The organism is Streptomyces sp. SID8374 (genome assembly GCF_009865135.1).
Taxonomy (GTDB): Bacteria; Actinomycetota; Actinomycetes; order Streptomycetales; family Streptomycetaceae; genus Streptomyces.
Map to the genome: position 1 here is coordinate 3,405,995 of NZ_WWGH01000001.1, position 14,486 is coordinate 3,420,480.

Annotated in this window: 7 protein-coding genes and 1 pseudogene; 4 read left to right on the plus strand and 4 right to left on the minus strand. The window is 67.1% G+C overall.

Translation table 11 applies throughout. The features are described from left to right. Window positions 1-6 precede the first annotated feature (6 nt). The 3 genes from GTY67_RS14925 to GTY67_RS14935 form a co-directional block, all read right to left on the minus strand. Window positions 7-1,680, minus strand: a complete 1,674-nt coding sequence (locus tag GTY67_RS14925) for a DEAD/DEAH box helicase family protein (protein WP_343238681.1) — start codon at window positions 1,678-1,680, stop codon at window positions 7-9. A gap of 4 nt (window positions 1,681-1,684) precedes the next feature. After that, window positions 1,685-4,090 (minus strand): ATP-binding protein, encoded by a 2,406-nt coding sequence (locus GTY67_RS14930; protein ID WP_161279018.1) that lies wholly within the window; start codon window positions 4,088-4,090, stop codon window positions 1,685-1,687. Between the two features lie 620 nt (window positions 4,091-4,710). Further along, window positions 4,711-5,364, minus strand: a complete 654-nt coding sequence (locus GTY67_RS14935) for an Eco29kI family restriction endonuclease (RefSeq protein WP_161279019.1) — start codon at window positions 5,362-5,364, stop codon at window positions 4,711-4,713. Window positions 5,365-5,579: 215 nt separating this feature from the next. Between GTY67_RS14935 and dcm the strand changes: the two genes are divergently transcribed. From dcm to GTY67_RS14950, 3 genes and pseudogenes are all read left to right on the plus strand, one after another. Then, entirely contained in the window at window positions 5,580-6,950 is a 1,371-nt protein-coding gene (dcm, locus tag GTY67_RS14940) for a DNA (cytosine-5-)-methyltransferase (RefSeq protein ID WP_161279020.1), read from the plus strand. Between the two features lie 335 nt (window positions 6,951-7,285). Further along, window positions 7,286-7,753, plus strand: a complete 468-nt coding sequence (locus GTY67_RS14945) for a very short patch repair endonuclease (RefSeq protein ID WP_343238682.1) — start codon at window positions 7,286-7,288, stop codon at window positions 7,751-7,753. Window positions 7,754-7,943: 190 nt separating this feature from the next. Beyond that, window positions 7,944-8,745: pseudogene (locus GTY67_RS14950) on the plus strand (transposase family protein). 37 nt (window positions 8,746-8,782) lie between these two features. On the opposite strand, the gene GTY67_RS14955 reads toward GTY67_RS14950, so the two are convergent. Further along, complete coding sequence (locus tag GTY67_RS14955; protein WP_161279022.1) at window positions 8,783-9,658, minus strand: hypothetical protein; 876 nt, start codon at window positions 9,656-9,658, stop codon at window positions 8,783-8,785. Window positions 9,659-9,767: 109 nt separating this feature from the next. Between GTY67_RS14955 and GTY67_RS14960 the strand changes: the two genes are divergently transcribed. Then, window positions 9,768-14,243, plus strand: a complete 4,476-nt coding sequence (locus GTY67_RS14960; RefSeq protein ID WP_161279023.1) for a WD40 repeat domain-containing protein — start codon at window positions 9,768-9,770, stop codon at window positions 14,241-14,243. The last annotated feature ends 243 nt before the right edge of the window (window positions 14,244-14,486 follow it).

Here is a 14,486-nt window from a genome sequence, read left to right on the forward strand (position 1 = left end):
CCGGGTTTAACCTCCAAAAACGGCGGGGTTGGGGAACTGCAAACGACTCTCGTCGAGCGCGGTCTCCAGGCTGGCCGCGTCCTTGATCCATTCACGCATCAGGCTCTCGGCGCGCTGGTCCGCGAACTCGAAGCTGGTGCCGCGCTGCGTCAGCCGCAGGATTTCCAGCTCGTCGTCCGCGACCTGTTGGCGAATGTTCATGATGGCCGCAACGCGACGGATGTCGCTGACGAAGTCCAGAACCTCCACGTGCGTCTTCCCGGTGCGCAACCTCAAGCCTCTCCCAAGCTGTTGCACGAAGATCCTACGGCTGTGCGTGACTCGCGCGAAGCAGAGGACGTTGACGTCTGGAACGTCGACTCCCTCGTTAAGGATGTCGACCGCCGTGAGGATCGGCGTCTGCCCGCTGCGGAAGCGCATCAGCCGCGCCTGCCGCTCGCGCCGGTCCAGTCGAGCGTGGACCGCGAGCGCTCCGCGCCACTGGGGGACTTCTCCGAGCAGGGCGGCCATCTGCTCGGCGTGCTCGACGGTGCGGCAGAACACGATCGCACGCGGCTGGGGTGTTCGCTCCCAGACGGCCATGAGTTGTTCGCGGACGGCCTCGTCCCGTTCGGGTAGGAAGAGGCGAGCGTTCAGGTCCTTGATTGAGTAGCTGTGCTCGCTGGCTGAGCGGACGAAGTCCCAGTCGATGCTGTCGGCGTAGAGCCTGTACCGCACTTCGGACAGGTAGCCGAGTCGCATGCCGTCCTCGATACCGAGAGTGAAGCTCGGCTCGCCGAACCGATGGCGAATGTCGAAGCGGTCGCCCCGCCACGGCGTCGCCGTCACTCCGAATTGGCGGCTGGCAGAGAGGACGTCGAGCAGTTCGGCGAGCTGCCCGTCCTCGGCCACGTGGTGGGCCTCATCGACCATCACCAGAGCGGGCCTGTAGCCGGCCCGCGCGTAACCGAGGGCGCTCGCCACAGTGGCGCACGTCACCCCTCGCAGGTCGTCGGGGCGGTGATCTCCGGTCAGGAGTTGCGTGCGGACGTCCTTGGGCAGGTGCTGCCAGAGCGCGCGTTCCAACTGGTCCACCAGGTCCTTGGCCGGGGCGACGACCAGGACCTTGTCGCGGGGATTCTGACTGAGATGGTGAGCGATCACCTCGCCGCCGACCACCGTCTTCCCCAGGCCGGTGGCCAGCACGAGCAGTGCGCGGTCCGAGCTGTCGAGGTCGGCGAGGACGGCCTGGAGCGCCTGCTCCTGGTAAGCCCGCAGGGTATGGGGAGGAAGGCGCCGGGCAGCGAACCCGTCGTCCGCGTACAAGTCCATGAGTTCGTGACCAGACCACAGCTCCACGCGCATCCCGGCTGCCGCGAGACTCTCGCGGCGCTTGCGGGTGGTAGGTCCGAAGCGGCTGTTCGTCACGACTACGGCGTGGTCCGCGCCGTAGTAAGCCTTGGCGTGGAGCACCTCGTCGATCGCGCCGGACGGCACGGCCGCCCCCGCCTTCCACTTCGCCTGGAAGACCCAGCGCTTTCCCTCCCGGAGCGCGAGGATGTCCCCTCCTTGGTCGTAGGACCCGTCGATGTTGACCACGTCGGTGAAACCCAGGTGGAGCGCGAGGCGCTCCACCTGGCGAGTGAATCCTGACGGCCCAAGGGCGCGAAGGAAATCCGGGGCCATGAAGGAGATCGTCACAGATTCACTCCGAGCGGACGATGTTGTGGTCGAGCATGTCGAAGGTGATCCTGGCCAGCGCCAGCTCCAGCCGGGTCTTCGTCCCCGGTTCGGCCAGGAACTCACTCACGACCTCAAGCGGTCGCACAGCCTGCGCGACCTGGCGGTCCTTGATCTCGTTGTCCGACCAGCCGACCCAGGAGGTCTTGAACACCGCGCCGTCGAGGAAATCGCCCGGGAAAACTCGTACGAGCGTCGCGATGCCGGCCGTGTCGAGGTACGCCACGAACGCGCCCTCCTTGACCACCGTCGGCCAGTCGAGGGAGGCGTCGGCCCGACCCGCTTCACGCTCGGCACGGAGGCGAGCGTCCTCAGGGAGGGCAGCCCACAACTCGGCTGCCTTCAGCGGGACGATCGGCTCCATCAGGCCCCGGACTCGGCCGGTCATGGCCTCGGCCCTCTCACGCAGCGCGGCCTCGGTGACCCGCTGGTCCGGAAACTGCCGGGTGACGTCAGCGAGGACCGCCGTCACCTTCTGCCCATCGGGTTCGAAGGCGTGTAGCGTCTGCGCGATCTCCACCAGCGCGTAGTCGCGCGGGTCGCGCCCGTACTCCCGGAACACAGGGTGCTCGCTGTAGACGTAGACCTCAAGACTGGTTCCGCGCCCCATCCGGGCCAGGGAAGGAACCTGACGTTCCTGATCATCAAGGAGGGGCACGTGGGTATCAAAGACCGTCACGATCCGCCGCCCCAAGCGAGGAAGGCTCACCTCGCCCGCGAGGTCGAACAGCCGGGTCGAGTCAGCACGGTACCGGGCGAACCGCTGCTCCTCCGTCTCCACCGGTTGTGGCTCAGGCTCAGCCACGGGAGGGACGGGCTGCACCTCACTGTCGGCATCCGTCTGGCCCCCAGCGCCCAGAGGAGTCAAGCCCGGGCGCCCGGACAACGAGCCGCGAGGCCTTGTGGCGCCGGGGGACGGGCTCGGTGCTCGGCCACCGTTATCGCGAGCCTCGTCGTGGGCGAGTACGGCCGTGAACCAGATCTCGTCCGAGAGGTACTCGGCCTGGCCAGCGTGGAACTTCGCGCCCCAGTCGCGGGCCGCCTCGTGCGTCGCCTTGCTTCCGTCGCCAGGGATGAGGCAATCCGCGCCGGGGCGGTTCTCCTGATACCCCTTGAAGATCTCGCCGAGGTGGGAGGTGTTTGGCGGGTAGCCAAGCGCGGCGGCCTTCTTCGGGCGCATCGGGCCCTCACCTCGCAGGGCTGTCACCGCGTACCGCCACTCGCGGCTCTCACGGTTGAAGTCCAGCTTCTGATAGCCCACCGGAACATGGTCGAGGTGGATCTCGCCTACGATGCGTCCCTGGTTGGCCGGAACCTCCACCGGGTACTCCGGGACGAGGGTGCCGTCGTCCGGATTCTCCCACGAGAACAAAGAGCGGTCCCCGACCCGGATCTTCCTGCCGTTGCGAAGGAAGTCGATGCCGAAGTCGCTCTCGTGAAGGTACCGCTGGACGCCGATCCAGCCGTGGATACGTCGCTCGCGCAGCTGCAGGTCTTCGCTCTCGCACTGAACGCAACGGTCGAACTCGAGGTCCGGGTTCTGCCAGTGACCACAGTCCATGCAGGCGAGGGCGGGCGCCAGACGGACGTCCACGGGTTTGATCGCCGGGATCTCGCGGCCCTGCCTGGTGACTGTTCGTGATGTCGACCATACGCAGGGGAGCCGGGGTGACACGTTCTTGCCGTTGACCTTGAGCTTGAAGCCGCGCCCAGCCATGGGGCCGTCGGGGACTCCGGGCACGGGGTTCTCACTGCGGAGCAGGTAGGAGTACACGCGTCCGAGGTCGGCGCGGATCGCCGCGTGCCGGCGCGGGCGCTTGAGGTCTTCGGCGATCTCGTCCCGGAGACGGCGGACGACGACCTCCGTGCCGTGCAGCGCGGGATCGTCCTTCGGCTCACGGCGAAGAAGCGACTTGTAGCTGTCATTGCGAGCGAGCCGCCGCAGGTCGATCTCCACAACCAGCCAGTCGGGGTCTCCCGCGCGGGTCGTCCGTACCTGGGTCAGATTCCCAAGCCGCGCGGTGGCGATGTTGAAGCCCATGCCGAACAGCCCCAGGCTGCCGTAGCGGCGCTTGCCGCTGTAGCCGGCTCGGAGCGCGTTCTGGAGCATCTCGCGGCTCATGCCGCGGCCGTTGTCGATCACACCGACGAAGAGGTCCTCGTCGGTCGGCTTCGGAAGGGTGATCCATACCTCCCGCGGCTCCCCGCGTGTGAGGTCCGGGTCGGTCAGGAAGTCGTCGAAAGAGTTGTCGATCAGCTCGGCCATGCACTGCCAGGGCTTGTAGGGGATGTCCCCCAACGCCTCCAGCAACTGCGGCGAGGGCGTGAGGTCGATCTCCTCAAGGGGCGCCCGCTCGGCGTCGGTCGACAAAGTGTTCCTCCTCGATAAATTCGCCAGCATGATCCAGCGGGTATCTGTCAGCTCAACCAAGGCTTACACCACGGCACTGACAATCAAGGGCGGTTCCCCCCTGATCTGGACAGTCAGGAAGGAGCATGGTGGCGATGAGGCTCTTCGTTCACCTGGGGGCTGAGAGCCCCTCACCGCCATGGCGACCGCTGTGCTAAGCATCGAGCCTAGAGAGCTCGGTTCGATTTTCTGCCCCACCTCGTGAGACGCGTCCAACACCGAGCGCCTGGTCGGTGGCCCAGTGATCACACGATGTTGCCGAGCCTCGAATTCGCGGCACTCGTAGGGCCCCTGGGCAGGGGGGAGGAATCCGGGGCGACGCGCCGCTCGACCCGGGGCTCCTTGCCGCCACGCCTGAAGGGCGTCGGGTGATGTCCTGCTGCGGGGTGCGTCGGCCCGACGCCGCAGCTGGCGTACCCCGCAGATGTGTGGGGGCAGTCTGGGGACAGCAGCCAGATACAGCCGCGATGGTGGCACGAGCTGGGCGACCTTCTCTGGGGCATCGTGGGCGAGGTCATCCAGTACGGCCTCATGGCTCGGAGACCAACTCAGCCGTTGATCACCGTCGAAGGGCGCCGCTCTCAGGGGGCGTCGCGGTCCAGGAACGTCTCGGTGCTCGGGTGCAACCACGGAAGAGCGTCGTATCCGTCGACCCGCCGCTCGATGTGTGCCTTGACCGCCAAGACGAGGGCTTCGACGTCATGGACGACGCCCCCGTGGGTGCGCCGACGCCCATCATGCACTGTGTCCCACTTACTCTTCCGGCTCTGCCGGGTCGTCGCCCCTTGTTCCTTGCTGCCGAAACCGGTGAGGATGCTGTTCCACACAGGCTGGTAGCCGACGCGCAGGCCGTTTTCACCCAGATTCGCGTGCACGTCCGGTAGCAGCAGCGCCCGGAATCGGAACTCATCGATGGGCAGGCCGCCTTCGATGATCGAGATCCGGTGCTGCTTGAGGCGGCTATGGAGAGGAAACCGCTCCCGGACCCTTGCACCGGTGGCGCTGTTGGTGGTTGCTTGCCCTACGTACACGGGGATCTGAAGGCCCGCTAGGGGCAGGTACAGGGCTACGTCGACCCCACGGTAGTAGAGCGCGTACAGCCCGGACCCCTCGAACCTCGGGATCTCCGTAGTCATGGAAACCAGAGGCTGGCGCTCGAAGGTCTCGCAGACGGTGTTCGCGATTTGTTCGGTCGACAGCGGGTCGAACGAAGCGGGCGTGTACTCGGAGGGCATGGCTTCCTGATCTACAAGGGTGTGTCTGTGCCGGAGGGGCCGTCGCTGTTCTGGCGCGGCTGCGAATCGGGCTGGCAGCCTTCAGCGCCGAAAGATATTTACCCTGCTCCTTTGGGGTCATGGATCACCACGAACCCTATGGTCTTGCTCACTCCCTGGCGACTCATTCGAGTGAAACAGCCCCATGATCACCAACTCCGCGGTATGGTTCTCCCATGGTTGACCAGCCCAAAAAGACGAAGAAGCTGCGGACGAGTGTTGAGCTGTTCGCGGGCGGGGGTGGCCTTGCCATGGCGGTCCACCAGGCGGGCTTCCGCCCGCTCCTGTTCAACGAGTTCAACAAGCGCGCGTGCGAGACGCTCGTGGCGAGCGCCCGGAAGACGCTGGGCGCGGACGGGGTCGAGCGGGTCGAGGATGCGAAGCTCGAGCCTCCCAGTCCCGGGCGGCCCGCGCCGCTTTACCCCGGGGATGTCCGGGACCTTGACATGACGGCATTCCAGGGGAAGGTGGATGTCCTCGCCGGCGGTCCGCCGTGCCAGCCGTTCAGTGCCGGCGGCGTCGCCAAGGGTGACGAGGACAAGCGCAACATGTTCCCGGCCATGTTCAAGGCCGTCCGTGAGATCCGGCCCAAGGCGGTCATCTGTGAGAACGTTCGCGGTCTGCGGCGGCCCTCCTTTGCGGACTACTTCCAGTACATCCAGAACGAGCTGACGCTCCCCTTCGAGAAGCGGGACGACGAGGTCAGCTGGGAATCGCACAATGAGCACCTGAGGGGCATCATCGGCGGGCTCCCCGAAAACGACACTGATCCCGACCATTACAAGGTCGTGATGGTGCCTGTGAACGCGGCGGACTACGGGGTGCCCCAGATCCGGAACCGCATCGTGCTCGTGGCCTTCCGTGCCGACATTCCGGTTGATATCGAGGCATTTGAGAAGTACGTCAACACGCCTCAGTTCTCGGATACCGCTCTGTGGCGCTCGATGCTTGATGAGGACGGACCGTACTGGCAGCGCCACTCGGACGTGACTCCGCGAGCGAAAGAACGGGCGCGTGCGTGGGCTCGGGCCAAGCTGCCGAAGCCGACCAAGGAAGAAGACCCCAAGATCAGGCCATGGCGCACGCTGCGTGACGCCATCCAGGGCTACGGCACCGATGTCAAACTCCCGGCGCTTCCGCCAGTGGACCTCACCCGTCTCGACGAGAAGTTCGACTTCGGCAAGGAGATCGGAGTCGTCGACCACATCGGCTGGCCGGGCGCGCGTATCTACCAAGGGCACACACCGAACGAGCTCGACAGGCCTGCCAAAACGGTCAAGGCTGGCGTGCACGGTGTGCCCGGTGGAGAGTCCGTCGTGCTGCTCGACACTGGTTATGCGGATCGCACATCACCAGGCGGGTGGACCCATCATCACCGCTACATGACAGTTCGGGAGACGGCTCGGGCGATGACATTTGCCGATGAATGGCTGGGCTCCGGCCCTCGTGGGGAGCAGATGCGCCAGCTCGGCAACGCCGTCCCGGTCGTTCTCGGTGAGTTCTTCGCCAATGCCGTCGCCGACGCCCTCTCAGCGGCTGGACACTGAGATCATGCAGGAAAAACGGGCCGGGGGACACTGGAAAGAACAGCTTCCCCCGGAGCGGGCGTACAAGCGGCGCGCCGGTGCCGTGGCACCAGCGGTGGAGCAGGACCGCGCGGCCGGAGGGCGCGCCCGACGTAATGTCGCGCTAGGAGACGGCCGTCTCGCGCGGGCTTCGATCAGCCTGCGATTGTACCGGCGGACACGGCGCATCCGGGCGTATCTGCGCTGGTCGAAGGATGGCAAGACTCAGGAGAGCTACGTCTGCGGTTGAGCACGCGTCCAGAGGCGAGAATCTGGCGGAGGCGTGGCAACGCGCGGGGGACAGAGGACTGTTGGCGGTGGAGACACTCCCGCTCGAGTCAACCGCCTCCTCGCCTGAGGTCCGGGCTGCCATGCGTGCTAACCGCAGCAAGGACACCGGACCCGAGCTGGCGTTGCGGAAGCTGCTCTATCAGCGCGGACTGCGCTATCGAGTCAATGCCAGGCCGCTCGTCGAGATCCGCCGCAAGGCGGACTTGGTCTTTCCTGGTGACCGCATCGCAGTCTTCGTTGACGGCTGTTTCTGGCATGGCTGCCCCGACCACTACCGCCCGGCGGTCAAGAACGCGGACTTCTGGCGAGAGAAGATCGACGGCAACCGGGCCAGAGACGCCGAGACCAACGAGAAGTTGCTCGCAGCGGGGTGGAGGGTGATCCGAGTCTGGGAGCACGAAGATCCGGCCCGGGCCGCAGGCGAGATTGAGCAACTGCTCCGGCGGTCGCGAGCCTCCGGAGCCCGGCGGGACGCTACAGCGGCCGGTCGTTGAACAGGTCTGTGATGCGCCCTGCAGACGGCGGGCGCGGTCCCCGGGTGAAGGATGGCGTCGTCCAACCGGACGAGCCACTATGACGAACTGTCAGGTTTGCCCTTCCAGTGAGCATCTTTCATCCTGTGCTGGAGGGTGAAATGGGCTGGTCAGCGGGTGCGGTGACGAGGCAGGGCCCCTGGTCGTTGGCGTGGTGATTCCACTCAGCACACCGGCGACCGAAGGGGCCCTGTTGGTTCCGTATCCTGCCACGCTCGACGTTCCGCACGAGCTGGTCGAGCATGTCGCCTGGCTGCTGCACGAGCACCGCCAGACTCGTAACACCCTCTGGCGCAAGCTTGGCTGCTTCAAGCAGGCACTTCTCACCCTGGTCCACCTACGCAAGAACGAGACGTTCTCGCAGCTCAGAGCGAGTTTCGGGATATCCCAGGCCACCGCCTGGCGCTACGTCGACGAGACGCTGGACGTGCTGGCCGGCTGGACGCCCGGTCTCCATGAAGCGCTCACCGGGTGAAGGCGACCACATCATTGTTGACGGCACGCTGATTCCCATCGACCGGATCGCGGCCGACGAGCCGTACTACTCGATGAAGCATCGTCGCCACGGTATGAACGTGCAGGTCATCGCCCGTCCCGACGGTACACCGCTGTGGTTCTCGCGTGCGACACCGGGCCGCACCCATGATCTGACCGCAGCCCGGGCCCACAGCATCGTCCAGGCCTGCCTGACCCGGCAGATCCTCGTCCTGGCCGACCGTGCCTACCAGGGCGCCGGCGCCACCGTTCGCACCCCGTACAAGAACCGGCGCGAACAGCCCCAGCACTACCAGCAGTTCAACCGCGACCACGCCCGGCTCAGAGCTCCCGGCGAACGCGCCTTCGCCCAGCTGAAGTCCTGGCGGATTCTCCGCTGGGCCCGATGCTCCACCCGCCGCATCGGCACCATCGTCCAAGCCGTCCACAAGCTGCTTACCTGCAACTATTCAGGATGAAAGAGGCTCAGTGAACAGCGGTTGCGCCAGTCCCTGTTCAGGCAATACCTGCCTTGGCAATGGCCTCGGCGAGCGCTGGCTTGTCGAGGTAGCGGTGGACGTCGTGGGAGGGCGGGAACGCGCCGTTGTTCACCTCGATGTCTGTGACACTTACCGCGAGGTGGGACAGGCCGACGCATCCGGTCACGAAGTCCTTCGAGGCGTAGAGGTTCGTCCACTCCACGCCGACGGGGACCGTGAGCGGCTCGCCCTCCGAGTGGATGCCCTTGCGGCCGGCCAGCCAGCCCAGCGGGGATCCGCACGTCACCAGCATGGTCACGTACGGTGCCTCACCGCGACGGAGCATGTCGTAGACCACAACACTGCCCAGGGAGTGGGCGACGACCATACGCGCGCCCGTCTCGGTCAGGGCCTCGGCGACCGCTGCGCGTACGAGGACGGCCGTCTCCTCCTTGTGCAGGTAGGTGTGGGCCTCGCGGACGAACCACAGGAGGCGGCCCGTCACTCCCTTGCCCATCTTCCGGTCCACGGCCTGGATCCGGCGCACGATCCGGGTTGTGAGTGGGCCTTCCCCGAGGGTCAGGCCCGCCTCGGGCGATTCCTCCTCAACGGCGGAGGGAGCGTAGGCGGCCAGTGCCCTGAGGATGAAGTCCTCTTCCTCCTCATCGATGGGCCTGTCATCCGACAGGAGCCCCGCCCCCGGGCCGCCGAGTCGTACATGCCGGGTGGGTGTCTGCGGGAAAATTGCTTGGTAAGACGGGACGGTGACCACGGCCCCGACCTCAGCCCCGCTGGCCGGAGCAGCAGCTAGCGTCTCGTCGATCGTCGCCTGCCAGCTGGCACTCAACCCTGCCGTCGTCGCGTCCGAGCCCTGCTTGATTCCGTGCACCCCGACGATCTGTAGCGCGCCCATGCTTCCCCCGTTCGCCGTCCTCTGACTGGCAGTTGGCTGATCGTATCCAGCACCCGCGACGGTCCGTACAGACCGGGTTAGGCTGACGTCGCCGAGCGGGGGGAACGGATTGAGCGCGGAAGAACTGGACGGCATCGTCCGCAGGCGGCTGGTTGTCATCGCGGTCGATGGCTACGAGGACGGGCAAGAAGGCTTCAAAGAGGGCATCGCCGCCCAGGTGGAACGGATTACCGGGTGGCTGGCGGATCCTGAACTCGGGGACGACCGGCGCTTCGAGGTGGTGCGGGCGGAACACTCGCTGCGGTCCGTGGACGATCTGCGCGCCTTCCTACACGGCCAGAACCTGGCAGCGGCCAGCTACAAGGAAGCCGTAGTCGTCTACATCACCGGCCACGGGATGCGCCGCCTCGCGCAGCGCCACTACCTGATGCTTCCGAAGACGGAAAAAGAACGGCTGCTGGCGACCGCGTTCCCCACGAGTGAGCTCATTAGCGCGGTCCTGGACAGCCGGTCCGAGCACGTCATGGTGCTCGTCGACTCGTGCCACTCCGGTACCCTCCGCGCCGAGCTCGGCAGCCTGTTCCAGGACCTGTCCGATGAGCGCCACAGACACAAGGGAACCGCCGTCATCACCGCCGGCGACCACTTCGAGAAGCCTCTGGTGGGCTCCTTCACCCGGCGCGTCGCCCTGGCCTGCGAGCGGATGCGGGACGAGGCCTCCGGCTACACCAGCTCCCACCTGTCGTTCGCGGAGTGGGAGCAGCTCCTGCACCAGGTGGGCCTGAACGAAGAGGGCGTGGAGAAGGAGTTGGTCAGCGCCGAGTGGATCGTGCCTCACTCGCCGGGCCGCGCCCGGAGCGCCTGCCTGCCCAACCCGCGCTACAAGCCGTTGGAGAGTACGACGAGTCCGGCGCTGCGTCAGCTCATGCTGGGTTCCGGCTCGCTGGAGGATTTCTGGCTGGAGCGGGCCTCGGGACGGGCCGGGGCTGACGATCCCGGATGGTACTTCAGCGGGCGGGCCGAGCCGATGGCGCGCGTGGTCGACTTCGTCCGCGAGGGCGCTGGTGTTCTCGTGGTGACCGGAGCCGCAGGCTCGGGAAAGTCGGCTCTCCTGGCGCGACTGGTGACCCTGGCCGACGCGGGCTTCGAGGCCGACCCGAAGTACACGGCCGTGATGGCGGGCATCCCGGATAGATTGCGACCGTGCCCCGGCGCCGTCGACGTCGCCGTCCTGGCCCGGAACAAAACCGCGCGAGTGGTGGTCGAAGAACTGCTCTCCGCGCTCGGCGGCGCTCCCGACGGCCGCGAACTCCCCTTGCAGACCCTGCTACGTCTGCTGGCCGAGCGGTCTTCCTCCGGCGCCGCCAGCCCCGTCAATGTCGTCATCGACGCACTGGACGAGGCCGAGGACCCGCTCGCCTGCGTAGGCGACCTCATCGTCCCGCTGTCCCGGCTGACCACCGCCGATGGCACCGAACGGGCCGTCCGCCTCGTGATCGGCGTCCGCAGCTCCCCCACCACCTTGTACTCGTCCGGGACGGCCCTGCACGACGAATGGGCAGACCATCTGCTCCGAAAGCTGGCCGACGCACTGCGCACGGAGGACGCGGCCGTACAGATCCTGCGTACTGACGGCCCCGACTGCTCCGCTGACATCGCCGTCTACACCGCCACCCTGCTGTGCGCCCCGCAGTCCAGCCCATATCGCGGGGCGCCGGAGGCCGCCGAGGCGGCAGCACGCCACATCGCGGAAGCGGTCGCGCCTTCCTTCCTCGACGCCCGGATCGCCGCCGACCAGCTGAGGACGGCTGCGGTCCGCCAGAACCTCGACGAGGCGGGCTGGCTGAGGCGCCTCGCCGACGGCACTATCGGCCTCCTGCGCGAGGATGTTCAGGCGGTAGCCACCGCTACGGGAGTCAGCGCTGGCTTGCTGGTCACCGCGTTGCGCGCGACGGCTTTCGCACCGGGGGCCGGACTGCCGTGGGCGGAGGTCTGGCCTGCCGTCACGGCCGCGCTGGCCTCCGCAGCGTACGGTCCGGGCTACGCTGACCTTGACGCGGCCGACCACGCGATCCGCACGCTCCGGTCCGGCCGTCTCACCGGCTACCTCGCCACCGCCGAAGAGGATGCCCGTATCGTCTACCGCCCCGTGCACCAGCGGCTGACCGACCTACTGCTGACCGGCCACGACTGGCGTCCGGCCCCAGCGGCGACTGTGGACGGGCCTTGCACGCACACGGCGGCGCAGGTCGCCATCACTCGCGCCCTCGCAGGGCTGGTGGAGCGCGCCCGGCCGCACCTGGCGCATCCGTACGTCCGCAGGCACTTCCTGCACCACGCCGCAGCCGGTGGCCTCCTGACCGACCGTGAGGTGCCGTTAGATCTCCTCGCCCAGGAGACCTCCGGGACCCTGCGTGCCCGCCTCGCGCTGCCCCTTCCCGCCGGGGATCCTGAGCGGCGGAACCTGACGGCGGCGGCCCTGATCGAGCCGTACGCCGATGCCAGCACCGACAACGCCTCGCGTTTGGGCAGCATCGCCTTCCACTGCGGCGTACGGGGACCCGGCGGGACGGACGAAATGTGGGCCAGCACGCTGGGCGGCCTGCCCGTGAGGCCGACTTGGGGGCGGTGGGCAGCGCGCGTGAACGTACTGGCGCCCGCGCCGGGGCAGACGAACGCCCTATGTGTGGTGCCGACGCTGGACGGGCGCCAGCTGGTCGCCGTCGCGGCAGAGGCCGGTGGTGTCCGGATCTGGGATGCCAGGACGGGCCAACATGTCGCGGACCTGGACACGGGGCCGGTGCACCGCCTACGCACCATCCTGGCGACCGGCGGGCGCACCTTCCTGGTCACGCTGGGGCAGCATGATGTGTGGATCTACGACCCGGTCTCCGGGCAGCCCATCGCGCAGACGCCGCTTCCCCGCGCCCATGACGTGCATGTCCTGGCAGATGGTCCCGCGTTGTGGAGGCTGTGCGTCCTGACCAGCCGCGGTGCCTTCGTGTGGAGGCCGCGTGCGAACAAGCTGTTCGAGGCTCCCGGGTTCCCGCACGACATCACCCGGGAGTACGACCGCGGACGGGCACCCTTCCTCCGGCTGACGGCGGTGGTCCGCCGGAGGAGCGGCGAGGCCCTGGTCGCCGTCTGCTGCGAGGACGGAATCCGTCTGTGGGACCCGGTGTCGGGCATGACAGTGGGGCCTTCCTTCGGAGGCGGTCAGGTGTCGGGCGTGGTGGGTGTCGCCCGGCCGGACAACGCTGACGACGACCTGCTGATCGCCGAGTCCCCCAATCCCCTGGTACCCCTGCAAGTGTGGAACCCCTTCACCGCTCAGCTGGTGGCGCGTACCCGGGAAGGCGGCAGCACGGCGGTGGCGGGACCCGAAGGGACGGCATTCGCCTACGTCGCACGCGGCCGCCTCGTGCTGCAGGGCGTCGGCACGGATTCAGCCCGTTCGTTCGATGCTGACATCAGGTCCGTGGACGCCCTCGCGGTCCTTGAAGATCCCGCCGGTCCGCGAGTGGTGTCGGCTGGTCCGCAGGGCATCAGGATCTGGGATCCTGGCTTCGACGGGCCGCTCTACGAGGACGGGTTGACGGAGTCGGTGTACCGGGGACCCTCGTTGGAGCAGTACCGGCGGCGTGCCCCCACGTGGTCTGTATGCAGGTCGCTTCTGTCCGCCACCGTTGAAGCTACGGGTGGGGATGTCCTCGTCCTCGCCACCCGAAGCGGGCTCGACGTCCACAGCGCCACGACGGGAACCCTCCTGAAGCGCATCGGGACCGGGCTCGTCAGTCAGGTCCTGCCGCTCGTCCCCGCTGGGACACGAGTGGCAGTCAGCGACCCGAACGGCGACCTGTCCATTTGGGATCTCATCTCGGGACAGATGGTGATGACGAGTCGGAAGGATCTGTCCCGGTCCATCCTGTCCTCATGTGTCGCCTGGACGGCCGCAGGCCTGCCGATGTCCGTTTCCATGGGTGCCACGGGCCACATCAGAGACCTCACATCAGTGGTCCTGGACCCCGAGGCCGAGCAGTCCACCGCGAGTACGGTCCCGCTCAGCGCCGAAATCGGCGAATCCCCCGTCCAGCTGCTGGGAGCCCTGCCTCCCTCGTCCTCCGGCGATGTTGTCGTCGTGGCGGGCGTCGGCCAGGAGGTCGTACTCATCGAAGTGGCATCGGGACGCCGTACCGGTGCGCTGCCGCGCTGGGATCACAGAGGGGGGCACGGCAGCGTCTTGTACATCCTGCAGGGCGATGGCGACCCGCTCCTGGTGATGTCGAACGGGACACACATCGGTGTCTGGGACGTGGCCACCCGGACCCGGATCACCGCCTGGGAGTCCCAGGACACCTTCGCCCTGACCGGCCTGCCCGCACCCGACGACCGCACGCTGCTCGTCTCAGGAGGCGCCAGCGGTGTCCGGATCTGGGACCCGAGGACGGGCCACCTCGTCCACACCGTCCTGACCGGCGCCCCGGTCCACGGCATCGCCATGGGCGAAGAGCCCTCGGGCATCGTGCTCCACCTGTACGGCCCTGCGGGCCTGGCGACCCTGTCGGTCGACGTCAGGCTGCTGTGACGGGCCGTTGACTGGATGCACCTCTCAAGGATGGCGTGACTTCTTGCTGACTGCCGAGCCGGAAAGCCAGAGCTAAGGAAATCCTTCTATCATCCATCGGTGCGGTGACATCCGCAGGCCTTTTGAACAATCACAAAGCAGCCTGGCGTCACCTCCCACCCAGAAACCCGGTAACTATGAACCGACAGCTGCGAGATGATAAATATGTGGCGTGCTGTCTGCTCATCAGCATGATTTCGTGAG

Coding starts and splice junctions, on each gene's coding strand:
- GTY67_RS14935 (WP_161279019.1), bottom strand. CDS start 5,364: ATGCCCTCCGAGTACACGCCCGCTTCGTTCGACCCGCTGTCGACCGAA.
- dcm (WP_161279020.1), top strand. CDS start 5,580: ATGGTTGACCAGCCCAAAAAGACGAAGAAGCTGCGGACGAGTGTTGAG.
- GTY67_RS14955 (WP_161279022.1), bottom strand. CDS start 9,658: ATGGGCGCGCTACAGATCGTCGGGGTGCACGGAATCAAGCAGGGCTCG.